The sequence below is a fragment of the Erwinia sp. S43 genome, from assembly GCF_016624745.1.
GTDB lineage: Bacteria > Pseudomonadota > Gammaproteobacteria > Enterobacterales > Enterobacteriaceae > Erwinia > Erwinia coffeiphila.
Map to the genome: position 1 here is coordinate 20,007 of NZ_JACVTX010000025.1, position 25,586 is coordinate 45,592.

Consider the following 25,586-nt stretch of genomic DNA (forward strand, 5'->3'; position numbering starts at 1 on the left):
AAAAAGTGCGGTGCCGGAACACCGCAATGTTTCAGAATACTTCCCATAAAGGGAGGGGAACGCACGGTTTTACAAATACTTACTCACCGGTCGCATTAAAACCCAGCTTCGCCAGCAGCGAGGCCGTTTCGGCGTTATCGCACACGACCCGCAGCGATGACCATTCACGCCGTTCCAGATAGTTCTTCCTCAAACGGTCAAACTCACCCGGAATGGCGGCCACATGGCGCAGCGGTGCGTCATCGCGGCGCACATCATACACCAGATGCACCAGGCGTTTCAGCGTTGGCTGATCCAGCTCGCCGCGCAGAGTGATGGTGCCAAATTCCGGGGCGGGCAGCAGGGTATCCAGCGGCACCTGCTGCGGCTGGCCGATAAACTGCGTCCAGGCTTCAAACACCTGAGTGGTCCCGCGTGCCTTCCCTTCCAGGGTATAACCAGCGATATGTGCGGTAGCGATATCCACTTTATCCAGCAGCGGCAGCGACAGTTCCGGCTCCGGCTCCCAGACATCCAGTACCACGCTCAGATCGTCGCGCTGCTCCAGCACGTTCAGCAGGGCAGCGTTATCCACCACCGGGCCACGGCAGGCGTTAATCAGGATAGTGCCGGGTTTTAACGCCAGCAGCAGCGCTTCGTCGGCGATGTGCAGCGTCTGGTACGGTCCCTGCTTGAAGAGCGGGGTATGGAAGGTGAGCACATCGGCTTCGGCCACCAGCGTTTCCAACGGCAGGAACTCGCCCGCATCCCCACGATCGGCGCGCGGCGGATCGCAGAGCAGCGTACGGATGCCTAATGCTTCCAGCCGCGCCTGCAGGCGTCCGCCAACGTTGCCAACGCCAACGATGCCGACGGTGCGATCTTTCAGCAGGAAGCCGTCGCGCTCGGCCAGCAGCAGCAGCGCGGAGAAAACATATTCCACTACGGCAATCGCGTTACAGCCGGGAGCCGCAGAGAAGGCGATATCCTGCTGGCTGAGATAGTTCTCGTCGATATGATCGGTGCCTGCCGTTGCGGTGCCGACAAATTTAACCGGCTTACCGTCCAGCAGTGCGGCGTTCACTTTGGTTACCGAGCGCACCATCAGGCCGTCGGCATCATCCAGCTCCGCCGCCGGGATTGGGCGTCCGGGAACAGCAACCACAGTGCCGGTACGGCTGAACAGTTCACGCGCATACGGCATATTTTCATCAACGAGGATTTTCACTAGCGGCATCCAGTCTGGCTCAATAAGGAGCGCTATTCTGCCATAAAGCCCCCTGCCGAATAACCCCCCGTTTGCCCGAAAGCTGCCCCCTCAGATGCGCTGGCGATAGCGCTCCGGCGTGGTGCCTGACTGCTGATGAAACATCACAATCAGCGCCGATGCCGAACTGTAGCCCAGCTCCAGCGCCACCTCCTGTACACTCTTGCCCTGTTCAAGCAGCGCCACGGCGTGCAAAAAGCGCAGGCGCTGCCGCCATTCGCTAAACGACATCCCCAGCAGCGCCTGGCAGCGGCGCGACAGCGTGCGTTCGGTGGTGTACACACGGCTGGCCCACTGCGCCAGCGTGGTGTCATCGGCCGGATTCAGCTCCAGCGCCTGTAACACCGGGGCCAGATATTTATCGCTGGTCGACGGCAGGTAGCTGGGGCCGATCTGCGCCTGCCGCAGCTGATCGAGCAGCACCTCCCCCAGACGGCGATCTTCTGCCGTTTCCGGCACCAGCAGTTCGCGCGCGGCGATATCGTCCATAATGGCGTGCACAATCGGACTGACTCTGAGCAGGCAGGCACGATCGGGCAGCTGATGGCAAAGCGAACCGGCGATGTTCAGCGTGCGGAAAAAGGCCTGGCGGTGGTTATAGCTGGCATGTATTTTCCCCGGAGGTATCCAGATGGGAATATTGGCCGGGGTTAACAGACGCTCGCCCTCCACCTGCATTTCCAGCACGTTGCATTTGACAAAGATCGCCTGGCCCCAGCTGTGGCTGTGGGGCAAATACTCCGTCTGGGCGTTGGTCTGCTCATAGCGGAAAAACAGCGTCATCTCGGCGGCATTCTCCGGCGGGGTGTACGTCAGTTGCTGAATCATCTTGTCCGGTCCCAGAGCAATAATGTCTGATTGTCGTTATTTGTTTTCAATGAGACAAGATTACACTTCCCCCCTCTGGACTGTGAAGACAACAACGCGAGAACCTGATGAATTTTATGTTTCCCCTGCTGGCCGTACTGATCTGGTCAATTAATGCCATCGTCAGCAAAATGTCGGCCAGTGCTATCGATCCTGCGGCGATCTCCTTTTATCGCTGGCTGATTGCCCTCGTCGTTCTGGCCCCCTTCGCGCTACCCGGCGTCTGGCGGCACCGGCAGCAGATCGCCCAGGTTTGGTGGAAACTGCTGATCCTCGGCCTGCTGGGCATGGTGCTCTATCAAAGCCTGGCGTACTTCGCCGCGCACAGCGTCAGCGCGCTGTTTATGGGTATTCTTAACGCGCTGATCCCGCTGCTGACGGTGTTATTGAGCATCTTTATCCTGCGGCTGGCACCCACCGTGGGCATTCTGCTGGGCAGCGTGCTGTCATTCGGCGGGCTGGTATGGCTGGTCAGCCAGGGCAATCCGGCACAGCTGCTGACCCACGGCATGGGCAAAGGTGAGCTGATGATGTTCGCGGCGTCCACTTCCTATGCGCTGTACGGTGTGTTGACCAAATGCTGGGCAATCCCGCTACCGAACTGGCAGAGCCTGTGGATGCAGATCCTGTTTGGCGTCCTGCTGCTGACGCCAGGTTTCCTGATGGCACCGGATGTATCGCTGAATATGCACAATATTCCTCTGGTGCTGTTTGCAGCTATCCCGGCCTCGATCATTGCGCCATTCGTCTGGATTCAGGGCGTGATGCGCCTCGGGGCCAGTACTGCCAGCATCTTTATGAATCTGGCACCGATTTTTACCGCCGTTATCGCCGTGGGTTTCCTGCATGAAAGCCTGCATGCCTACCACTTTATTGGCGGCGGCGTGACCCTGCTTGGCGTAATCCTCGCCCAGCAGCTGAGAATGCCGCTCGCACGCAGCTATCAGGATAAAAAACAGGGATAATGCACCTTATTCCCGCCCGGCGGCCTTTCGATCGCCGGGGGGGATTGTTATCATATGGCATTATTTTCTCTGTTACGGCACGCCCCGGAACCCGACTGAAGGATTTTCGCCATGCAACCGTTAAGTGGCCCCGGAGCGCCATCTCCCGGCGATCGTCCGACGATCGCCCCTCTGTCCGATACGCCGCGCAGTACCTCCGGCGACCAGCCGCTCTCCCCTGCCCAGCGCACCACGCTGGAACGCCTGATCGTCAAGATCATGTCTCTGAGTTCGCTGAAATCCGTTGAGCTGTGGGCCGGGCTGCGTCATGAGGTGGGCGTGAAAAACGATGCCGGACTGCTGGCTCGCCATTTTCCGCTGGCCGAACAGTTCCTGAATACCCGTCTGGCACAGGTGCAGAACACCCATGCTACCCGGCAGCTTCAGCAGCAGCTGACCGAGCTGCTGCCCGCCGGGAATAATCGACAGGCGGTCAGCGATTTTATCCGCCAGCAGTTTGGCCAGACCGTGCTCAGTTCGCTGAACCCCGATCAGCTGCGCCAGGTGCTGACCATGCTGCAAAACGGGCAGATGACGATTCCGCAGCCGCAGCAGAATCGGGTGACCGATCGCTCGCTGCTTCCGGCCGAACATCAGGCGCTGAATTTGCAGATTGCCCGTCTGGCCGCCGCGACCGGTGAGTCGCCGGTGAAGCTGTGGGCAGCGCTGATGAAGGTGGTGAACCTGCACAGCGGCGATCCGATCCCTTCACGATTTTTCCCACTGCTGACCCAGTACCTTCAGGCCAGCCACACGCTGAGCCAGCACGGCAACCCGACGCTAAGCCAGCTGATCGCCGCACTGAAGCAGCCGCCGGATGCCGCCGAACTGCGCCTGTTGGACGATCGCTGCCAGCAGCGCTTTAACGCGCAGCCGTTGACGCTGTTGAGTACCGCCCAGGTGCAGGATCTGCTGAATGCGCTGTTTAAGCATCGCGCCGCGCAGCTGCGTGCCGGGGAAGATGTCACGCCGCAGCCGCTGTGGAGTACGCTGCCGCCCATGCTGCAACCGTTCAGCCGCCGCCCGGTGTTTACCGCCTTTTCGCTGCTGCTGCTGATCGTGCTGCTGCTCTGGGTACTGCTTTAAAGGCACCCAACGATCTTCAACAGCTGGTCTGAAACACGCATTTAGCTGCCGCTAATGGGCAGCTTCGCGTCAATCTTCGCCGCTAAGCAATTGCGGCTCGTCATCTTCGGTTCTGTCAGCGCAGTGAAACAATGGTCGTCACCGGCAGCGATTTACCCATCAGCGTTCTGTAATGCTATCGTTTGCTGGTGTTCAGCAGCCGCAGTCGGGTAGCGCTGCCGCTGCCGGCCAGCTGCCCGGCGCGTCACCGGTGGCCACCGGATGGCCGTCGCGCAGCCAGAAATCCAGTCCGCCAATCAACTCTTTGACCTGAAACCCCGCCGCCGCCAGCTTCCATGCGCCTTTAGTTGAACCGTTGCAGCCGATGCCATCGCAATAGGTTACGTACACCCTGCTGCGATCCAGCGCCGCCAGGGTTTCGGCGGTCATGGTGCGATGAGGGAAACTGACAGCCCCACAGATATGCCCGGCCTGATACTGTTCCGGTGAACGCGTATCGATTGCCACAATCTCTTCGATCCCCTGCGCTAAATCCTGCGCCAGATCCCAGGCATCCGCATACCAGGCCAGCTTTTGCCGCAGATGGGCTTCGCTCTGGTCGGCTGGCAGCGGCGGGAACTGTAAAACGGCGGATGACGTCATAATGAATATCCTCTTGCAGTAAGTGCTGCCATGATAGGGCCAGATTGGCCTTAACAGTAAGACCATTAATCAACAGAGGATAAGACCCATATGCCGCATAACGCCGTGCCGTTTCTGGCACTGCTGGGCCAGCAGCAGGCCACTACCGTGCGCGAGCGCGTCTGCGCGATGCTGCGTAAAGCCATCCGCAGCGGTGTACTCGGCCATGCTGCGCGTCTGCCCTCTTCCCGCCTGCTGGCGCAGGATCTGGCGATATCCCGCGTAACGGTTGAAGCCGCCTATGCCCAGCTGGAAAGCGAGGGCTATCTGAGCCGACAAACCGGGCGCGGTACTTTTGTAGCCAGCGATTTACCTGCTGCCCCCGTCAGGCCGGTGACGTCTCCACCGGTTCAGCTTTCCACACGCGGCGGCCTGATCGATCGCGGCGGCGGCTGTAACGACCCGCAGTTTCCGCAGGCCTTTGCAGCCGGGTCGCCCGATCTGCGCGCTTTTCCGCACCGTACCTGGCGGCGGATAATGCAGCAGCGGCAAAGGCTGGAGGGGGAAAAGCTGATGGGCTACGGCGATCCTCAGGGATTACCGCAGCTGCGAGAGGCGGTGGCGGACTACCTTGGGCAGTCGCGCGGCGTCCGATGCAGCGCCGGGCGAGTGATGATCCTTACCAGCTCACAGCAGGCATTGCAGATGATTGCGCTGCTGCTGTGCGACAGCGGCGATCCGGTGTGGCTGGAGCAGCCGGGCTATGCCGGGGCCTGGCATGCCTTTCGCAGCGCCGGGGCGCAAGTGAGTGGTATCAGCGTGGATGAACGCGGCGCGGTACCCGCTACGCAAGCTGCACCCAAGCTGGTATATCTGACGCCTTCCCATCAGTATCCCACCGGCGTCACCCTCAGCCTGCCTCGTCGGCTGGCGTGGCTGGAGTTTGCCCGCCGCAGCGGCTGCTGGCTGGTTGAAGACGACTACGACAGCGAATTTCATTACGACGGTAATCCGCAGCCTGCGCTACAGGGGCTGGAGGATAACGCGCGGGTGCTGTACCTCGGCACCTTCTCCAAGGTGCTGTTTCCCTCACTGCGGCTGGCGTATCTGGTGGTGCCCGATGCGCTGATCGCCCCGCTTTGCCGCCTGCGCAGCATGATGGACGGCCACAGCGCACAGCTGATGCAGGCGGTGACCGCCGATTTTATTCAGCACGGCCACTTTGCCGCCCACCTGCGGCTGATGCGCCAGCTGTACGGCAGCCGCCGCGACCTGCTCCGCCGGGAGCTGGCGGAAAAGTTGGGGGACAGGCTGACGCCGCTGGCCCATCAGGGAGGATTACAGCTCACCGTGCAATTAAACTACGGCGGCGAACGGCGGCTGACGGAGCAGGCCGCCGCGCAGGGGCTGCTGCTGCCGCGCCTGTCGCCGCTGTATCACCAGTCGGGCAGCGAGGCGCGCGAGGGATGGATACTGGGATACTCGGCGCTGCAGCCGAATGAAATCACCCAGGCGGTCGATAAGCTGGCTCGTCTCAGCTACTGACCGCGCTGCGGGCGAAGCTAAAGGTGACGATGATGCCCAGTGCCGCACAGGCGGCTCCGGCAAGAAATACCGAACCGTAGCCGAAGGTGGTAGCCAGAATACCGGTCAGCGGGCCGCTGGCACCGTAGGCGATATCCTGGAAGGCGGAAAATCCGCCCAGTGCCGTACCGCGCACCTGGGGTGCGACTCGCTTCAGCACCTCAACGCCCAGCGACGGGAATACCAGCGAACAGCCGCAGCCGGTCAAAGCCGCCCCGGCCAGCGCCACCCAGCCGTTCGGCGCAATGCCCAGCAGCAGCAGGCCCAGCGCCTCAACGCCCAGCGAGACCAGCGCAACCCGCGCGCCGCCCAGCCGGTCCGGCAGACCACCGAAGAAAATTCGCACCATCACAAACGCCACGCCAAACGCGGTGAGCGCAAATCCGGCATTGCCCCACAGACGGTCGGCAAAATAGAGCGAGGTAAACGTACCAATGACCGCAAAGCCGGTGCCCTGTAGCGCCAGCGCGCAGCCGGGTTGCATAATCTGCCCCACCACTTTCCACAAAGAGGGGCGTTCGCCACCCAGCACCGGCAGCGCTCTGATGCTGAAATTAATCAGCAGCGCCACCAGCGGCAACAGGATCGTCGCCGCACCCAGCGCCATAAAGCCCCACTGGCTGTGCAGCATCAGGCCCAGCGGTGCCCCAGCGGCCAGCGAGCCGTAAATTGCCATGCCGTTCCACGACATCACCTGACCGGAGCGTTTCGCCCCCACCAGTCCCATTCCCCAGGTCAGATTACCGGTCAGCAGCAGACTTTCACCGAAGCCGAGCAGCAGCCTGCCCGCCACCAGCAGCGCAAACTTTCCCGCCACCGGCAGCGGCAGAAAAGCCGCCAGCAGATAGGCCACGCCAACCAGCGCCAGCGCCAGAATCCCCTGCACGGTGGTGCGTTTAGCGCCGCGCTGGTCGGCCAGCCTGCCGGCATAGCCGCGCGTCAGCAGCGTGGCAAAAAACTGAATGCCGACCGCGATGCCCACCATCACGTTGCTGAGGCCCAGCTCCTGATGGACGTAAAGCGGGATCACCGGCAACGCCAGCCCGGCGGTCAGATAGGTAAGGAAAACGGCAAACGAAATCCGCGCCAGCTCGCGGGTAGCCTGCGCAGGGCGCGCTTCAACACTGACCGACATGCTTACTTCTCCTGAGGAAAACCCACGCTGCCCGCTGAAGGATGCGGCAAGGATATGGAATTTTTTTTTCAAAGATGAAAATATTGGCTGTTAGATTTCATTTCGTCAATAAATGAAAACGGAGATCGTGAGATGCCTCGCATTCACAAATTTTGAGGGGTTCGCCGCGCTTTGTATGAAAATAACGTAACTATTTCCAACTTTATTCTCGTCAGACAGAGCGTAGCCGGAAGACAAAATGGGATAATCCTCGCAATTCCGATAACAAAATCGCCTGAATTATGCTCTGAATGCCCATTTATGCCCGAAACAGCGGACTCACCCGGCCAAATGATGCCAATATGTTATTTAATTTAAATTAAATAACAATTTTTTAACTTAAATTTGGCGTAAAATTACTATCACACGAATTAAATTAACAATTATTTAACCAAATAAGTCACATAAATAAACATAAAAAGTTACCGATCACATAATCTCCTTCCGCTCAGATCCTCTGCAAATCGTTCTTGCTATCCTGGTGCCGTTGTTAAAACCCCGTTACCTGACAAAAACACGCCCTACAAAACAAAGGTACTGCTATGAAATTCAATCTCGCATTACTGAATGCATGTGTTGTTTCCGCCTGCATGCTGTTAACCACCCCGCTGATGGCCGCGGAAAAACACGATATTGCGCTGGTCGCCAAAGTGACCGGTATTCCCTGGTTCACCCGCATGGCCGTAGGCGTGGATGAAGCAGCGAAAAAACTCGACGTCAACGCCTATCAGGTGGGAGGCTCCACCGCCGATCCGGCGCAGCAGGTTAAAGTGATTGAAGACCTGATCGCTAAAAAAGTCGACGCGATTATCGTGGTACCCAACGACGCCAAGGTACTGGAGCCGGTGCTGAAAAAAGCCCGCGATCAGGGCATTGTCGTACTGACTCACGAGTCCCCGGACCAGCAGATCGGCCAGTGGGATGTGGAAACCATCGACAGCGTGAAGTACGCCGAGAAGAACATGGATGAACTGGCCAGCGCGATGGGCGGCCAGGGCGGCTATGCCATTTACGTTGGTTCGCTGACCGTGCCTCTGCACAATGCCTGGGCGGATGCGGCGATTAAATACCAGAAAGAAAAATATCCTAACATGCACGAAGTCACCTCCCGCCTGCCGGTGGCGGAAAGCATTGATAAATCCTACGCCACCACGCTTGACCTGATGCGCACGTACCCGGACCTGAAAGGCATTATCGGCTTTGGTTCACTCGGCCCAATCGGTGCCGGTCAGGCCGTGAAGAGCAAACGTGCGAAAAACAAAATTGCCGTGGTCGGCATTGCGATGCCGGCTCAGGCAGCGCCATACCTGGCCTCCGGCGATATCAAAAAAGCGCTGCTGTGGGACCCGAAAGATGCCGGATTCGCGCTGGTCAGCCTGGCAGATCAGCTGCTGGACGGCAAACAGGTCACGCCTGACCTGACCATCGACGGCATCGGCAAGGCGGATGTGGACATGGAACATCACGTCATCCGCTTCAACCGCATTCTGGAAGTCACCAAAGACAACGCAGCATCCCTCGGCTTTTGATTGATTCGGGCCAGCGCTTGCTGGCCCCTCCCCAACACCAGGGCACTAACTTATGGCCACGCAAAATACCTTTATTTCGCTGGAAAATATCAGCAAATCGTTCCCGGGCGTACGCGCGCTGGATAACGTCTCGCTGACGCTGAATCGTGGTGAAGTCCACTGCCTGGCCGGGCAAAACGGCTGCGGTAAAAGCACGCTGATCAAAGTGATATCCGGCGTTTATCAGCCCGATAAAGGCTCGCATATCAGTGTTGACGGCAAGCGTTTCCCGCGCCTGACTCCGGCGCTCTCCTCATTCTACGGCGTGCAGGTGATTTATCAGGATCTGTCGCTGTTCCCGAACCTGACAGTGATGGAAAACATCGCCATCCACCGCATGCTGCCGGGCGGCGATCTGCTGGTCAATCGCCGCGCGATGCGCCAGCTGGCGGTGGACACCATGAACCGCATCGGGGTTAACCTCGATCCGTCTCGCAAAGTGGAAAAGCTGTCGATCGCCGATCGCCAGCTGGTCGCCATCTGCCGGGCGCTGGCCGCCAAAGCCAGCCTGGTGATTATGGATGAGCCCACCGCCTCCCTGACTCGTCATGAAGTTAACGGCCTGCTGCGGGTAGTCAACGAGCTGAAGGCCGCCGGGATCTGCGTGGTATTCGTCAGCCACAAGCTGGATGAGGTGATGGAAGTCTCCGACCGCATCAGCGTGATCCGCGACGGTAAGCTGGTCGGCACCTGGCAGGCCAGCGAGCTGGACAGCGATGAACTGGCGTTTCTGATGACCGGCCAGCGCTTCAGCTTTAGCCACCTGCCGCAGCGCGCCGACGGCGACGAAACGCCGCTGCTGGAGGTGCGCAACCTCAGCCGCCGCAACGAGTATCAGAATATCAATTTACAGCTGCGGCGCGGGGAGATCGTCTCTATCGTCGGCCTGCTGGGGGCCGGACGCACCGAACTGTGCCTGTCGCTGTTTGGCATCAGCAAACCGGACAGCGGTGAGCTGATCGTTGACGGCCAGCCGGTGACGCTGCGCCACAACCGCGACGCCATCCGCCACGGTATCGCCTACGTTTCGGAAGATCGCCAGAGCGAAGGGCTGATTATGCCGCAGTCGATTTTCGACAACCTGCTGGTGTCGATCTTCGATCGTCTGCGCGGCGGGCTGGGCCTGATGGATCGCCAGAAAGCGCGGCAGCAGGCGGCCGATCTGATCCGCGAACTGAATATCAAAGTCTCCGACAGCCAGCTGCCTGTGCAGACGCTCTCCGGGGGTAACGCCCAGCGCGTGGCGATCGGTAAATGGGTGGCGACGCAGCCGAAAGTGCTGATCCTCGACTCGCCGACCGTTGGTGTCGATATCGCTAATAAAGAAGGGATCTATCGCATTGCACGCCAGCTGGCCGAATCGGGCATGGCGGTGCTGATGATCTGCGATGAGATCCCGGAAGCTTACTACAACAGCCATCGGATACTGGTGATGCGCAAAGGCGAGCTGGTTGCCAGCTTCGCACCACACCAGTGCCGCGAAGAAGAGATCGCCGGGGTGGTCAATGAATAATAAATTACGCCAGCTTATCGGCTATCACGAGTTCTGGCTGGGCATGCTGATCCTGCTGCTGGCGGTGGGCCTCAGCCTGCGCACCAGCGAATTCTTAACCCTCGGTAACCTGACCGACGTGGCCACCAGCTATGCCATTCTCGGCATTCTGGCCTGCGGTCTGTTTGTGGTGCTGATTGCCGGTGGGATCGATATCTCCTTCCCGGCGATGACCGCCATCGCGCAGTACGTGACGGCCAGCACCATGCTGGCGCACGGCGGCAATCTGATCAGCGTGTTTGCCGTGGCAATGGCCGTCGGCCTGCTGCTGGGCATGGTGAACGGGCTGCTGGTTTATCTGCTGCGGGTTCCGGCGATTATTATCACCATCGCCACGCTGAATCTGTTCTATGGCCTGCTGGTGTGGTTCACCGGTGGGACCTGGCTGTACGGCTTCCCGGACTGGTTTATGAACGGCATCAACTGGTTCTCCTTCACCGCCGCCGACGGCTATGAATACGGCCTGACGCTGCCGCTGCTCTGCCTGCTGGGCACCTTTATTGTGACCGGATTCCTGATGAACTACACCCGCCTGGGTCGGCAGATCTTCGCCATGGGCGGTAACCGCGAATCGGCGGCACGCCTCGGGATTAATCTGCGCGGCCTGCACTTACGGGTGTATGGCTATATGGGCCTGCTGGCGGGCGTGGCGGCGGTCGTTCAGGCCCAGACTACCCAGTCGGTGGCACCTAACTCACTGGTCGGCTATGAGCTGACGGTACTGGCGGCGGTGGTGCTCGGTGGCACCAGCATGAGCGGCGGGCGCGGCTCGCTGACCGGGACGCTGCTTGGCGTGCTGCTGCTGGCCTTCCTGCAAAACGGACTGACGCTGCTGGCCGTCTCCTCCTACTGGCACATGGTCTTCAGCGGCGCGATTATTCTGTTCAGCGTCAGTGCGACGGCGTGGAATGAGAAACGCAAACAGGTTAAGGGGAATTAAGATGCAAAGTCTGCTGAAGGTTTTGCCAGGCGACCGGATTATTCGCCTGCAGCTGTTGATGATCGCCATCGTGCTGGTGCTGTTTTCCCTGACGCTGGGTTCACGCTTTTTTAGTTTAGGTAACTTCCAGTCTATCGCCGGGCAGTTGCCGGTGCTGGGACTGCTGGCGCTGGGAATGGGCGTCACGATGCTGACGGGCGGTATCAACCTGTCGATTATCGCCAGTGCCAACGCCTGTTCGCTGGTGATGGCGGCGATTATCGTTGCCCATCCCGATCAGCCGGCCTGGCTGGCGATTGCCCTGCTGGCCGGGCTGCTGCTGGCGGTGGCTATCGGCGTACTGAACGGCGTGCTGATTGCGGTTATTGGCGTCTCACCAATTCTGGCCACGCTCGGCACCATGACGCTGATTGCCGGACTGAATATTCTGCTGACCAACGGTGCGGTGATTTCCGGCTTCCCGCCGGTGATCCAGGCGATTGGCAACAGTTCGCTGGCGGGCATTCCGCTGTCGCTGCTGCTGTTCCTGGCCGTGGCCGCCCTGCTGTGGCTGCTGCTGGAGCGCACCACGCTGGGCCGCAGCATCCTGCTGCTCGGGTCGAATTTACAGGCCACACGCTTTAGCGGCGTGAATACCACCCGCGTGCTGATTACCGTTTACGTTCTGTCAGCCCTGATGAGCTGGGGCGCGGCGCTGCTGATGATGTCGATGTTTAACTCGGCAAAGGCGGGCTACGGCGAGTCCTGGCTGCTGGTAACCATTCTGGCCTCGGTGCTGGGAGGTATTAACCCGGACGGCGGATTTGGCCGGGTGATCGGGCTGGTGCTGGCGCTGATTGTCTTACAAATGCTGGAAAGCGGACTGAACCTGCTGGGGGTCAGTAGCTACCTGACCATGGCGCTCTGGGGCGGCGTACTTATCCTGTTTATTGCGCTACAGAATCGCAAAAACTGATTATCGAGGGAAAAAATGAGCAGCTATTACATTGGTGTGGATGTAGGGACCGGTAGCGCACGCGCGGGCATTTTCGATATTACCGGCCGAATGATGGGCCAGGCCAGCCGCGAAATCGCGCTGTATCGCCCGCAGGCGGACTTCGTTGAACAGTCCTCGGATAATATCTGGCAGGCCGTGTGTCAGTCGGTGCGCGATGCGCTTAACCAGTGCAATATCAACCCGGTACAGATCAAGGGGCTGGGATTTGATGCCACCTGTTCGCTGGTGGTGCTGGATAAAGAGGGGCAGCCGCTGACGGTCAGCCCGTCCGGCCGCAATGAGCAGAACGTGGTGGTGTGGATGGATCACCGCGCCATCGTGCAGGCCGAGCGCATCAACGCCATGCAGCATGAAGTGCTGGACTACGTGGGCGGGGTGATCTCCCCGGAGATGCAAACGCCGAAGCTGATGTGGCTGAAACAGCATATGCCGGGCAGCTGGAATAATATCGGCCACCTGTTCGACCTGCCCGACTTTCTGACCTGGCGCGCCACCGGCGATACTACCCGCTCGCTCTGTTCGCTGGTCTGTAAGTGGACCTATCTGGCGCACAAAGAGGGCTGGGATGCCAGCTACTTCCGCGAAATTGGCCTGGAAGACCTGCTTGAACATGATATGGCGAAGATCGGCAGCGAAGTGAAAAGCATGGGCGAACCGCTGGGCCGCGGTCTGACCCAGCGCGCCGCGCTGGAGCTGGGGCTGCTGCCGGGCACGGCGGTCAGCGCCTCGATCATCGATGCCCACGCCGGGAGCCTGGGCACGCTGGGTGCCTCCGGCCCTTCCGGCGAGCTGGCTGACTTTGACCGCCGCATCGCGCTGATTGGCGGCACCTCAACCGGGCATATGGCCATCTCCCGCGAGCCGCGTTTTATCAAGGGCGTCTGGGGGCCGTACTTCTCGGCGGTGCTGCCGGACTTCTGGCTGAATGAAGGCGGCCAGTCGGCTACCGGCGCGCTGATTGACCATATTATCCAGTCGCACCCGTGCTACACCACGCTGCGTGAACAGGGCAAAAGCCAGGGGAAAACCATCTACGAGGTGCTGAACGAGCTGCTGCGTAAGATGGCTGGAGAGGTTGACCAGATCGCTTTCCTCACCCGCGATATCCATATGCTGCCCTACTTCCACGGCAATCGTTCCCCGCGCGCTAACCCGCATCTGACCGGCATGCTGACCGGGCTGAAGCTCTCCCGCACGCCGGAAGATATGGCGCTGCAATATCTGGCCACGATTCAGGCAATCGCGCTGGGCACCCGCCATATCGTCGAAACGATGAACCAGAGCGGCTACAGCATCGATACGATTATGGCGAGCGGCGGCGGCACCAAGAACCCGATCTTCGTGCAGGAGCACGCTAACGCCACCGGCTGCACCATGCTGCTGGCCGAAGAGAGCGAGGCGATGCTGCTGGGCGGCGCGATCATGGGCACCGTAGCCGCGGGCGTGTACGACACGCTGCCGGAAGCGATGAACGCCATGAGCCGCATCGGCAAGACCGTGACGCCGCAGACCAACGAAATCAAACGCTACTACGATCGCAAGTATCAGGTGTTCCGCGAGATGTATCACGACCAGATGAAGTATCGCCAGATGATGCAGGAGGGCTCATGAGTTCCCTGCCCGACTGGCAGCAGGCGACGGCGGCCTGGCAAACCTACCGCCAGGCGCTGACCGCGCTGGAAAGCGAGCTCGATCGCCAGCAGTGGCAGGCGGTGCTCGACGCGCTGGCGAGCTGCCGTGGAAAAATTGCGGTCACCGGCATCGGCACCTCCGGCATTGCCGCGCGCAAAATCGCCCATATGCTGGCCTGCATTGAGCATCCGGCGATCTGGCTGAGCGCGGCCGATGCCGCCCACGGCGATATCGGCTTTCTGCGCGAAGGCGACGTGTTGATTATGCTGTCGCGCGGCGGCAACTCGGACGAACTGACGCGGCTGCTGCCGACGGTGAAAGCGAAAGGCACCACGCTTATTGCCGTCACTGAAAATGCCGCGTCGGCCATTGCTCAGCAGGCCGACCTGCTGCTGCTGATACCGAAAAGTCAGGAGGTCGACCCGTTACAGATGCTGGCAACCACCTCAATTATCAGCGTACTGGCGGTTTTCGACGCGATGGTGGCCGCACTGATGAGCCGCAGCGGCTACAGTAAAGAGACGCTGCTGGCCGTGCATCCCGGCGGTAACGTCGGTAAGGTGCTACGCGAAGCACAGGAGTAATCGTTAAAAATGCTACACAGGTCAACCAATGAAAGATAATTGGTTGACTTCGCTTCCCGCCTGACCGATTTTATCTGCCAGCAGATGATCTTGCGTCCGCCAGCTTCGCGGCGGATGCGTCATCACACCGTTCACAGCAGATAAAAGAGGAATTCAACATGAAACAGACCTGGCGCTGGTATGGCCCTGACGATCCGGTAACCCTGGCCGATGTGCGCCAGGCGGGCGCTACCGGCGTAGTCACTGCCTTGCACCATATCCCCAACGGCCAGATCTGGTCGGTGGAGGAAATCCTCAAGCGTAAAGCCATTATCGAAGCCGCAGGGCTCGTCTGGTCGGTGGTGGAAAGCGTGCCGATCCATGAAGAGATCAAAACCCACAGCGGTCAGGTCGATCTCTGGTGCCGCAACTACCAGCAAACCCTGCGCAACCTGGCGCAGTGCGGTATCCGCGTGGTGTGCTACAACTTTATGCCGGTGCTGGACTGGACGCGAACCGATCTGGAATACCTGCTGCCGGACGGCGCGAAGGCGCTGCGCTTCGACCAGATTGAATTTGCGGTGTTCGAGCTGCATCTGCTGAAACGCGCAGGCGCGGAAGCGGACTACACGCCGGAAGAGATTCGTGAAGCCGCAGAACGCTTTGCCAGCATGAGCGACGCGCATAAAGAGCGGCTGGTACGTAACATTATTGCCGGTCTGCCGGGTGCCGAAGAGGGCTATACGCTGGAAGCCTTCGGCCAGGTACTGGCAACCTATGACGGGATTGATAAAGCCAAACTGCGCGAAAACTTCGCTTACTTCCTGCGGGCAATCATTCCGGTGGCGGAAGAAGTGGGTATCCGCATGGCGGTTCACCCGGACGATCCGCCGCGCCCCATTCTCGGCCTGCCGCGCATTGTCTCCACCCGTGATGACATGCAGTGGATGGTGGAAACGGTCAGCAGCCCGGCTAACGGCTTTACCTTCTGCACCGGTTCCTACGGCGTGCTTGCCGAGAACGATCTGGTGGCGATGTTCAAAGAGTTTGCGCCGCGCGTCTGGTTCGCCCACCTGCGCTCCACCCGCCGCGAAGAAAATCCGCGCACCTTCCATGAGGCCGCGCATCTGTACGGCGACGTGGACATGTATGCGGTGATCAAGGCGATTGCCGAAGAGGAGCAGCGCCGCCGGGATGAAGGCAGCGACGATCTTATCCCGATGCGCCCCGATCACGGCCACCAGATGCTGGACGACCTGCATAAAAAAACCAACCCCGGCTATTCAGCCATTGGCCGTCTGAAAGGACTGGCCGAAATGCGCGGCGTTGAATTAGCGATTCACCGCGCCTTCTTCACTCAGTAAACCGTTGCGGCAGGGGGTCTTCCCTGCCGATATCACACTTTCCGGCCTTATCGTCTTACCCGCAGACCCTGCCGCCGCGCAGGCGTAGCGGATAACAGGAGTTTGCTATGGAACAGAACCTCGTTAGCGGGGCGGTTAACGCTGCACGCCCGAGCTGGGATGCTTCACGCCTTGTGCCGCGCATCGTCCACCTTGGCTGCGGCGCGTTTCACCGGGCGCATCAGGCGCTTTATACCCATCGGCTGCTGAGCAGCAGCGACAGCGACTGGGGCATCTGCGAAGTCAGCCTGATGTCGGGCCGCGGCGCGCAGCTGATTGGCGATCTGAACGCGCAAAACCGGCTGTACACCGTTGCCGAACGCGGTGCCGGTGGCACCGAACTGCATATTGTCGGCGCAGTGGCAGAAGCCCTGCATCCGCAGTCCGACGGCTGCCAGGCAATCCTGGAGGCGCTGGCCCGGCCGGAAACGGCGGTCGTCTCGCTGACCATTACTGAAAAAGGCTACTGTACCGGTGCCGCCAGCGGTCAGCTGGATCTGAATAATCCGCTGATTCAGCACGATCTTGCCGATCCGCAGCAGCCGCAGTCGGCAATTGGCTATCTGGTCGAAGCGCTGGCTATTCGCCGCCGTCGGGGGCTGCCGGGCTTTACCGTGCTCTCGTGCGATAACGTGCGTGAGAACGGCCATGTAGCCAAAGCGGCGGTCACTGGCCTGGCGCAGGCGCGAGATGCCGAACTGGCCGCCTGGATCGCGCAACACGTCACCTTCCCCTGCACCATGGTCGACCGCATTGTCCCCGCCGCGACCGCTGAAACCCTGGATGAGATTGCGCAGCAGCTCGGCGTTTACGACCCCTGCGCCATCGCCTGCGAGCCTTTCCACCAGTGGGTTATTGAAGACAACTTCGTCAACGGCCGCCCGGAGTGGGATCGCGTCGGTGCGCAGTTCGTCAGCGATGTCGTGCCTTTTGAGCTGATGAAGCTGCGGATGCTCAACGGCAGCCACACCTTCCTGGCCTGTCTGGGATATCTGGCGGGCTACCGCACCATTGCGGAAACGGTCAGCGACCCGGCGTTTCGCCGTGCGGCCCGTTCGCTGATGCAGGATGAGCAGGCACCGACGTTGACCATGCCGCCGGACACCGACCTGTCCGGCTACGCCGCACGGCTGATTGAGCGCTTCAGCAACCCGGCGCTGAAGCATCAGACCGCACAGATCGCCAGCGACAGCAGCCAGAAGCTGCCGCAGCGGCTGCTCGATCCCATTCGTCAGCATCTGCGCGAGGGCAGCGACTGGCGCTACCTGGCCCTGGGCGTGGCCGGGTGGATGCGCTACGTCGGTGGCGTTGACGATCGCGGCGAGCGCTATACGGTGGTTGACCCGCTGGCCGCCACCTTCGCAGCCATCCACCAGCAGCCGCAAACCCCGGCAGAGCGGGTTCGTGCCCTGCTGGACATCGGCGATATCTTCGGCAGCGACTTACCGGCGCATCCGCACTTTGTTGATGCGATTACCGTGGCCTACTGCCAGCTACTCAATGACGGAGCCGCCGCTGCGGTTGCCGCACGCTAACCTCCGGGAGGAACTGATGAGCAGATTTATGAGTGAGGATTTTCTACTGCATAACGGCACCGGACGCGAGCTGTACCATCGCTATGCGGCAGCCATGCCGATTTTTGATTACCACTGCCACCTCAACCCGCAGGAAATTGCCGAGGATCGGCGTTTTGAGAATCTCAGCCAGATCTGGCTGGCGGGCGATCACTACAAATGGCGGGCGCTGCGTGCCGCCGGAGTCGATGAATCGCTGATTACCGGCAGCGAAAGCAGTGATTACGAAAAATATCTCGCCTGGGCGAATACCGTGCCGCGCACGCTGGGCAACCCGCTCTATCACTGGACGCATCTGGAGCTGCGCCGCCCGTTTGGCATCCGGGATATGCTGTTCGGGCCAGATACCGCGCAGGCCATCTGGCAGCAGTGTAACCAGCAGCTGGCCACGCCGGAATTTTCCGCGCGCGGGATTATGCGCCAGATGAACGTGCAGATGGTCGGCACCACCGACGATCCCATCGACTCGCTGGTTTACCATCGCCAGATAGCGGAAGACCCGGGGTTTTCCGTTGAGGTTACCCCGAGCTGGCGACCGGACAAAGTCTTTAAAATCGAGCTTGCGGGCTTCGTCGACTATCTGCACCATCTGGCCGCAGCAGCGGACGTCAGCATCACCCGCTTTGAGCATCTGCGCACCGCGCTGAGCCGACGGCTGGATCACTTTGCCCGCCACGGCTGTCGTGCGGCCGATCACGGCATTGAAACGCTGCGCTATGCGCCGGTGCCGGACGACGCGCAGCTGGACCACATCCTCAGCAAGCGCCTTTCCGGTGGCGAACTGAGCGAACTGGAAACGGCGCAGTTCAGCACCGCCGTGCTGGTGTGGCTGGGGCGGCAGTATGCGGCGCGCGGCTGGGTAATGCAGCTGCATATTGGTGCTATCCGCAACACCAATACGCGGATGTTCCGGCAGCTCGGTGCCGACAGCGGCTTTGATTCCATCGGCGACGGAGCTATCGCCTGGCCGCTCTGCCGCCTGCTGGACAGCATGGACGTTAGCAACGAGCTGCCGAAAACCATTCTCTACTGCCTTAACCCGCGCGATAACGCGGTGCTGGCGACGATGATCGGCAATTTCCAGGGAGCGGGGATCGCCGGGAAGGTGCAGTTTGGTTCAGGCTGGTGGTATAACGACCAGAAAGACGGCATGACCGCGCAGCTGACCCAGCTGGCACAGATGGGCTTCCTCAGCCACTTTGTCGGCATGCTCACCGATTCGCGCAGCTTCCTCTCCTACACCCGCCACGAGTACTTCCGCCGTCTGCTGTGCAATATGATCGGCCAGTGGGTAGAGGACGGCGAGCTGCCGGACGATGAGACAATGCTCAGCGGACTGGTTGAGGACATCTGCTTTAAAAACGCGCGGCGCTATTTCGCCATAGCGTGATCTTCCCCACGGCAGACGCAGAAACTGGCTGACCCATTATGCTATAGTGGCCGACATCAATCGGTGACTGCGGATGCCTGTACAGAAGATGAAAGCGGATAGCACGATAAAACAGACCGGCCAGCAGCGCCCCTATCAGGAAGTGGGGACCCTGCTGCGTAACATGATTGCCCAGCAGCAGTATGCGGTGGGCGACAGGCTGCCCCCCGAGCGTGAAATCGCCGAACGGCTGAACGTCAGCCGGACGGTGGTGCGTGAAGCGCTGATCATGCTGGAGATCGAAGGCCTTGTCGACGTGCGGCGCGGCGCGGGGATCTTCGTTACCGATATGCCTGCTGAGCCATCCGACGCGGCTCCGGCGGCGGTCACCTCCGACAGCGCCGCCGGTCCGTTCGAGCTGCTGCAGGCGCGCCAGCTGCTGGAGAGCAATATTGCCGAGTTTGCCGCCCAGCAGGTTACCCGCGATGACATCATTAAAATGCGGCGGGCATTGCAGATCGAAGAGCAGGAGCTGGTCAGCGACGACCACGAAAGCGGCGATATGCAGTTTCATCTGGCGATTGCCGAAGCCACCCACAACAGCATGCTGGTTGACCTGTTTCGCCAGTCCTGGCAGTGGCGTGAAAATAATCCGATGTGGACCCAGTTGCACAGCCATCTGAAAGATACCCACTACCGTCAACAGTGGCTGACCGACCATCAGCAAATCCTCGCGGCGCTGATTAAGAAGGATGCCAAAGCCGCCAAGCAGGCCATGTGGCAGCACCTGGAAAACGTCAAAAACCGACTGCTGGAGTTCTCCGACGTTGATGACATCAATTTTGACGGCTACCTGTTTACCTCATGGCCGTTAAATCACCTTAATTCCTGACGTTGAGCGAGCAGCATGGATTCTGAAAACACTCCGCCTTCCCCAACCCGGCTGCGCGTGCTGGCTGCGGCCCGCGCCTGTTTTTCCCGCGATGGCTTCCACGGCGCGTCGATGAAAAACATCTGCAAAGCCAGCGAAATCAGCCCCGGCACGCTCTATCACCACTTCCCGAGTAAAGAGGCGCTGGTGGAGGCAATCATCGAGGAAGACCAGCTGCGCGCTTTCTCACGCTTTGCGCAGGATAAACCCGATAGCGACCTGGTGGAGACGATCGTCAACAACCTGCTGGCGGTGCGCGAAGAAGATCGCGCGCAGCGCGCGCTGGTGGTAGAGATTATGGCCGAAGGCATGCGTAACCCGCTGGTGGCGGAGATGCTGGACCGCAAACACCAGGCGATTATGGCGATGATTGAGTCTCGCCTTCGGCAGGCGCAGCAGCAGGGCGCGGTGGCTGCCGATCTCGATCTGCCCGCCACGTCCAGCCTGCTGCTTTCACTGACCTACGGTATTCTGGCCGATACCGCCACCGGTTCCGCGCTGAGCGAAACGCAGCGCCGCCGGGCGCTGTCGGCAATGATAAACGGCGTGCTGCGCCCGGTTGGCTAAACGGCGCGGCCAGCCAGCACTCAGCACTCAGCACTCAGCACTCAGCACTCAGCACTCCATTTTTTTAAATAATAACCGTGAAAACAGCAACATGAGACTAATGTCATCGTGCTATTTCTCACACCCCTCATTCGAACGAACGTTCGATTGATCACTTGGCGCTGAAAGTCAATGACCCTCAATCGACGAACGTGAACTCCCTCTCCTTTCCATCTGTTGGCGCGCGGCTTTTATGATCCATCCACCATCGATCGCTTCTGCCGATAACGCTCCTGAGACGTGCATGGTATTTGTTTAAGCCGTTAGCAATTTGGTTGACCATTTTAAAACTGGTTAACCTTTACGTTTTTTAAACCTGTAATGGAGAGAGATCGATGTTAAAACCCATTGAAACCCGTAGTCGCGAAATCAAAACGCTGGATGGCCTGTGGGACTTTGCCGTTGACCGCGACAACCAGGGAATGACCCAGCAGTGGTGGCTTCAACCGCTGAATGACAGCCGTAGCATTGCGGTTCCCGGCAGCTTTAACGAGCAGTTCGCCGATGCGGAAATCCGCAATCACGTCGGCAACGTCTGGTATCAGCGCACGGTGATCGTCCCGGCCGGCTGGCAGGATCGCCGCATCGTACTGCGCTTTGACGCGGTCACCCATTACGGCAAGGTGTGGGTGAACGATCGCGAAGTGATGGAACATCAGGGCGGCTATACCCCGTTTGAATGCGTGATTTCCCCGCAGGCCAAACCCGGCGAGAGCATCCGCATCACCGTCTGCGTCAACAACGAACTGAGCTGGCACACCATCCCGCCGGGCACCACCGTGCAGGACGATGCCGGTAAACGCGAGCAGCTCTACTTCCACGATTTCTTTAACTACGCCGGTATCCATCGCAGCGTGATGCTTTACACCACCCCGGAAACCCACGTCCGCGATATCCACGTGGTCACCGATCTCGCCGACAACCACCAGCAGGCCACCGTCCGCTACAGCGTGGCGGCAGAAGGCAAGGTGCGCGTGGTACTGAAGGACAGCCAGCAGCAGATCGTCGCCGAAAGCGAGGGAGCCAGCGGTGAACTGCAGGTGAATGCGCCGCATCTGTGGCAGCCGGGCAATGCCTATCTCTATACCCTGTGGGCCACGGTCAGTGACGGCAGCAGCCACGACGAGTATCCGCTGCGCGTCGGTATTCGTACGGTAAAAGTGGTGGGCGAACAGTTCCTGATCAACGATCGGCCTTTCTACTTCACTGGCTTTGGCCGACATGAAGACGCCGATATTCGCGGTAAAGGATTCGATCACGCGCTGATGGTTCACGACCACGCGCTGATGAACTGGATCGGGGCCAACTCCTACCGGACATCGCACTATCCGTACGCCGAAGAGATGCTCGACTGGGCGGACGAACACGGCATTGTGGTGATTAACGAAACCCCTGCGGTGGGGCTGAATCTGGCGCTGGGCATCACCTTTGACGGCGCGGCCAAACCGGCGCAGCTGTTCTCCGACGAAGCGGTCAACGATGAAACCCAGCGGGCGCACCTGCGGGCGATTGAAGAGCTGATTGCCCGCGATAAAAATCACCCGTCGGTGGTAATGTGGAGCATCGCCAACGAGCCGGATGCCAACCAGCAGGGTGCCCGGGACTACTTTGCTCCACTGGCTGCCGCCACGCGCGAACTGGACCCTACCCGCCCTATCACCTGCGTTAACGTGATGTTCTGCACCGCCGAGAGCGACACCATCACCGATCTGTTTGATGTGGTATGCCTGAACCGTTACTTCGGCTGGTACACCCAGTCGGCGAATCTGGCGAAGGCGGAACGCGCGCTGGAAGCCGAGCTGCGCGCCTGGCAGGAGAAGCTGCACCGACCGATTATCATCACCGAATACGGTGCCGATACGCTGGCGGGGCTGCACTCGTCCTATCAGGAGATGTGGAGCGAAGAGTTCCAGAACGCCTTCCTCGATATGTATCATCGGGTCTTCGATCGCGTCAGTGCGGTAGTGGGTGAACACGTGTGGAACTTTGCCGACTTTGCCACCTCGCAGAACATCATTCGCGTCGGCGGTAACAAAAAAGGCATCTTCACGCGTGACAGAAAGCCGAAATCTTCCGCATTTATTCTGCGCGATCGCTGGACCTCGCGTACCCCGTTCACCAAACCCGGCGATGCGGAGTAATCCCCGATGAAAAATAGCCTCACATGGAAAAATATTGTGGGCTATGGCCTGGGCGACGTTGCTAACAACTTCGCCTTTGCTATGGGCGCGATGTTTTTACTGAACTATTACACCGATACCGCCGGTATTCATGCGGCCGTCGCCGGAACCATGCTGCTGGTGGTGCGTATTTTCGATGCCGTCGCCGATGTGGTGGTGGGCAGAGTGGTGGACAGCACCCGCAGCCGCTGGGGAAAATTCCGGCCGTTTATTCTTTTTGGCGCAGTGCCGCTGATGATCTTCAGCATCCTGGTGTTTTCCGTGCCGTCATTTTTAAGCGACGGACAGAAAATCTTCTATATCTATCTGACCTATATGGGACTTGGGGTTTGCTATTCGCTGGTTAATATTCCCTACGGATCGCTTTCCACCGCCATGACCCAGAACCCGGAGGAGCGCGCCAGGCTGGGGGCCGCCCGCACGATTATGGCCTCGTTTACCTATACGCTGCTGGCCTTCGTCATCTCCCCGGCTATCGGCGGCGGACACGGTGAGTCGCAGTCCACCTACACGCTGTATACGGCGATTCTGGCGGTGGTCGGCGTGGGTCTCTACTGGATGTGCTTTGCCAGCACGCGGGAAAATATCACCCGCACGGTCGAGCAGCCGTCGCTGCGCATCAGCCTGCGCACGCTGAAGAGCAATCGCCCGCTGATTATTCTGTGCCTGGTGGCGATAGCCACTCTGACCGGCACCTTTTCACTCAGCGCCGCCGGGCTGTACTACGTGCGCTATATCCTCAACGATATGAGCTACTTCAGCGTGCTGATTTTTATTCAAACCTTCCTCGGCGCGGTACTGGCCGCCCCGCTGGTGCCACGGCTGGTCAGGCGCATCGGCAAAAAATCGACCTTCCTGCTCGGCTCGGGGATTGCCGCCTGCAGCTACCTCACGCTGTTCTTTTTCCTCTCTGCATCGCCATACGTCGCTTTTGCCCTGTTTGCCTGCGCGTCTTTTGGTGCCAGCCTGTGCATGACGGTGATGTGGGCGCTGGAGGCGGATACCGTGGAATACGGCGAATATCGCACCGGGGTGCGCATTGAAGGCTTAACCTACTCGCTGTTTTCCTTCACCCGCAAATGTGGCCAGGCGCTGGGCGGCTCCCTGCCCGCGTTTATTCTTGTGTCGTTCGGCTATGTTTCTAACCAGCCGCAAACGGCTGAAGCGGTGATGGGAATTAAACTGTCGGTGGCGGTTATCCCCGCGCTCTTTATGCTGCTGGCTTTTATCGGGATGGTTTTTTATCCGCTGACTGAAAAACGCTATCAGCAGATATTAATTGAGATTGAACAGCGCAAGAAAAATAGCCAGGAATTCTTAGAGACACTGGAAGAAAACCAGGTCTACCGCCGCAGAACAGAATAATAACCCATTCGGGGTGAATAATGATGACACTGATAGCGAGAAATACGCTGATCGGCGGCTGCGTGCTGCTCTGCAGCTGGCCGCTGTATGCATCCTCATTTAATCAGCAGGATGATGATGAGGTAAGACTACGTTTGAGAAACGAACTGCGCCGGGCAGACAAACCCAGTGCAGGCAGCGGGCGGGATATTTACGCCTGGGTGCAGGGAGCGGCATTGGAATATAACAGCCGTTATTTTCAGGATCGGGTGGGCGTGGATATCGGCGATTTCTACGTATATAAGCTGGGCGCACGAAATAACTGGAGTTCACGCTGGTATCTTAACGGAACGGACAGTTTTAATCGCTATACCGCCGCGTTAAAATTTAAAGTTTCCGAGCAGCTGTATATTAAAGCGGGACGGATGGTCACCGACAGTGTCTATACCGGTGGCAAGGATCTGTTAATTATTAATTCGTCGTCGCAGAGAACGGTGCCGACATTATCCGATGCGGTATTAATGCAATATCGGGTCGATGATGAGCTGGATATTTATGCCATGTATCGCCACGGGATTTATACCTATCCCGACGTGGCGGAAGGGGTACACAAAACCGGACCGGTTAATCCGGCAACCTATCGTCACGACACGCTCCGGCCACAGTATATCGCCGCGCTGGCCTGGCAGCGCCAGTGCGATAACGCCGGGCTGGCCGTTTCCTGGCAGGAGGACGTGGCGGCGCAGGTGATGACCAAAGCCGCGCGGTGCATCCCGCTGGCGGGCGACGGACAGGCGACGATCAAGCCCGAATTTATGGCGTTTTATGCCCGGCTTAACGGCACCAGCGCGGGCTATGACGGACCGGATAATGCGTGGGTGATGAGCGGGCAGCTGAGTTATATCGTACCGCGCGGTCGGCTCTCGTTTGGCGTGGGTAAAACCGGTAATAAACCCAACGGGCTGAGCGGTATTGATACCGATTTGGGCTATCCGTTCGATTTAAGCATCGACCGTAACCACAGCGATATGTGGTCGGTACAGCTTGGCGGCACGCTGAATCTGCCGGGTGATACGTTTGTCGGCATCGCCCCGATTCTGACCCACGGCTATGAGGATACCCGCCACCGGGTGACCATTAACGGGCTGAGTACCAATCTGCTGTTTGGCTATCAGCCACAGGGCGGGCTGTTCAAGGGAGCGAAGGCGCTGCTGGTGCTGAACAAAGCCCGGGAACATCGCAACGGCAGTGCTTTTGGCGATCGGCTGGACTATTACGATATCAAGATGAATCTGCAGTACGATTTTATACTCAAGTAACCCCGCGATGGCGTCAGAAGTGAGTG

At 59.5% G+C, this 25,586-nt stretch carries 21 protein-coding genes; 17 read left to right on the forward strand and 4 right to left on the reverse strand.

The genetic code is table 11. From position 1 onward, the window contains the following. Positions 1–79: 79 nt before the first annotated feature. Entirely contained in the window at positions 80–1,216 is a 1,137-nt protein-coding gene (gene pdxB / locus IBT47_RS21575) for a 4-phosphoerythronate dehydrogenase PdxB (protein ID WP_200562937.1), read from the reverse strand. An 81-nt stretch (positions 1,217–1,297) separates the two neighbouring features. Continuing rightward, a complete protein-coding gene (locus IBT47_RS21580; protein ID WP_200562939.1) occupies positions 1,298–2,074 on the reverse strand; it encodes an AraC family transcriptional regulator in 777 nt (258 codons plus the stop codon). A gap of 107 nt (positions 2,075–2,181) precedes the next feature. Here IBT47_RS21580 and IBT47_RS21585 point away from each other — a divergent pair, with 107 nt between their 5' ends. Together IBT47_RS21585 and flk are read left to right on the forward strand one after the other, a co-directional pair. After that, positions 2,182–3,078: a DMT family transporter gene (locus IBT47_RS21585; RefSeq protein WP_200562941.1), complete on the forward strand. Its 897-nt coding sequence runs from the start codon at positions 2,182–2,184 to the stop codon at positions 3,076–3,078. 111 nt (positions 3,079–3,189) lie between these two features. After that, positions 3,190–4,203 carry a flagella biosynthesis regulator Flk gene (gene flk / locus IBT47_RS21590; protein WP_200562943.1) on the forward strand — a complete coding sequence of 338 codons (1,014 nt, stop codon included), beginning with the start codon at positions 3,190–3,192 and terminating at the stop codon, positions 4,201–4,203. 192 nt (positions 4,204–4,395) lie between these two features. Here the strand turns inward: flk and IBT47_RS21595 are convergent, their stop codons facing one another. Continuing rightward, positions 4,396–4,845, reverse strand: coding sequence for a rhodanese-like domain-containing protein (locus IBT47_RS21595; protein WP_234472043.1), 450 nt, complete (start codon positions 4,843–4,845; stop codon positions 4,396–4,398). A gap of 90 nt (positions 4,846–4,935) precedes the next feature. Between IBT47_RS21595 and IBT47_RS21600 the strand changes: the two genes are divergently transcribed. Further along, the gene (locus IBT47_RS21600) at positions 4,936–6,369 is read left to right on the forward strand and encodes a PLP-dependent aminotransferase family protein (protein ID WP_200562945.1); all 1,434 of its coding nucleotides are present in this window, start codon (positions 4,936–4,938) and stop codon (positions 6,367–6,369) included. On the opposite strand, the gene IBT47_RS21605 is transcribed toward IBT47_RS21600, so the two are convergent. Continuing rightward, positions 6,359–7,543: an MFS transporter gene (locus tag IBT47_RS21605; protein WP_200562947.1), complete on the reverse strand. Its 1,185-nt coding sequence runs from the start codon at positions 7,541–7,543 to the stop codon at positions 6,359–6,361. The genes IBT47_RS21600 and IBT47_RS21605 overlap by 11 nt on opposite strands. A 581-nt stretch (positions 7,544–8,124) precedes the next feature. On the opposite strand from IBT47_RS21605, the gene IBT47_RS21610 reads away from it, so the two are divergent. From IBT47_RS21610 to IBT47_RS21675, 14 genes are all read left to right on the forward strand, one after another. Further along, positions 8,125–9,111 (forward strand): autoinducer 2 ABC transporter substrate-binding protein, encoded by a 987-nt coding sequence (locus IBT47_RS21610; protein ID WP_105591230.1) that lies wholly within the window; start codon positions 8,125–8,127, stop codon positions 9,109–9,111. A gap of 52 nt (positions 9,112–9,163) precedes the next feature. Next, positions 9,164–10,663, forward strand: coding sequence for a sugar ABC transporter ATP-binding protein (locus tag IBT47_RS21615; RefSeq protein ID WP_200562949.1), 1,500 nt, complete (start codon positions 9,164–9,166; stop codon positions 10,661–10,663). Beyond that, positions 10,656–11,642 carry an ABC transporter permease gene (locus tag IBT47_RS21620; RefSeq protein WP_200562951.1) on the forward strand — a complete coding sequence of 329 codons (987 nt, stop codon included), beginning with the start codon at positions 10,656–10,658 and terminating at the stop codon, positions 11,640–11,642. The genes IBT47_RS21615 and IBT47_RS21620 overlap by 8 nt, the downstream gene beginning before the upstream one ends. A 1-nt stretch (position 11,643) precedes the next feature. Then, the gene (locus tag IBT47_RS21625) at positions 11,644–12,597 is read left to right on the forward strand and encodes an ABC transporter permease (protein WP_200562953.1); all 954 of its coding nucleotides are present in this window, start codon (positions 11,644–11,646) and stop codon (positions 12,595–12,597) included. Between the two features lie 15 nt (positions 12,598–12,612). Beyond that, positions 12,613–14,250, forward strand: coding sequence for an FGGY-family carbohydrate kinase (locus IBT47_RS21630; protein ID WP_105591226.1), 1,638 nt, complete (start codon positions 12,613–12,615; stop codon positions 14,248–14,250). Then, the gene (locus IBT47_RS21635; RefSeq protein ID WP_200562955.1) at positions 14,247–14,855 is read left to right on the forward strand and encodes an SIS domain-containing protein; all 609 of its coding nucleotides are present in this window, start codon (positions 14,247–14,249) and stop codon (positions 14,853–14,855) included. Before IBT47_RS21630 ends, IBT47_RS21635 begins: the two co-directional genes overlap by 4 nt. Before the next feature lie 158 nt (positions 14,856–15,013). Beyond that, positions 15,014–16,198, forward strand: a complete 1,185-nt coding sequence (gene uxuA, locus IBT47_RS21640; protein ID WP_105591224.1) for a mannonate dehydratase — start codon at positions 15,014–15,016, stop codon at positions 16,196–16,198. 107 nt (positions 16,199–16,305) lie between these two features. Then, positions 16,306–17,772, forward strand: coding sequence for a fructuronate reductase (locus IBT47_RS21645; RefSeq protein ID WP_200562957.1), 1,467 nt, complete (start codon positions 16,306–16,308; stop codon positions 17,770–17,772). Between the two features lie 16 nt (positions 17,773–17,788). After that, a complete protein-coding gene (gene uxaC / locus IBT47_RS21650) occupies positions 17,789–19,201 on the forward strand; it encodes a glucuronate isomerase (RefSeq protein ID WP_200562959.1) in 1,413 nt (470 codons plus the stop codon). Between the two features lie 88 nt (positions 19,202–19,289). Further along, entirely contained in the window at positions 19,290–20,072 is a 783-nt protein-coding gene (uxuR, locus tag IBT47_RS21655) for a Uxu operon transcriptional regulator (RefSeq protein WP_200562961.1), read from the forward strand. 15 nt (positions 20,073–20,087) lie between these two features. Beyond that, positions 20,088–20,678 (forward strand): TetR/AcrR family transcriptional regulator, encoded by a 591-nt coding sequence (locus tag IBT47_RS21660; RefSeq protein WP_200562963.1) that lies wholly within the window; start codon positions 20,088–20,090, stop codon positions 20,676–20,678. A 374-nt stretch (positions 20,679–21,052) separates the two neighbouring features. Next, positions 21,053–22,858: a beta-glucuronidase gene (uidA, locus tag IBT47_RS21665; RefSeq protein ID WP_200562965.1), complete on the forward strand. Its 1,806-nt coding sequence runs from the start codon at positions 21,053–21,055 to the stop codon at positions 22,856–22,858. A 6-nt stretch (positions 22,859–22,864) separates the two neighbouring features. Further along, positions 22,865–24,262 (forward strand): glucuronide transporter, encoded by a 1,398-nt coding sequence (uidB, locus tag IBT47_RS21670; protein WP_105591219.1) that lies wholly within the window; start codon positions 22,865–22,867, stop codon positions 24,260–24,262. Positions 24,263–24,282: 20 nt separating this feature from the next. Beyond that, positions 24,283–25,560: a glucuronide uptake porin UidC gene (locus tag IBT47_RS21675; protein WP_200562968.1), complete on the forward strand. Its 1,278-nt coding sequence runs from the start codon at positions 24,283–24,285 to the stop codon at positions 25,558–25,560. Positions 25,561–25,586: the final 26 nt, after the last annotated feature.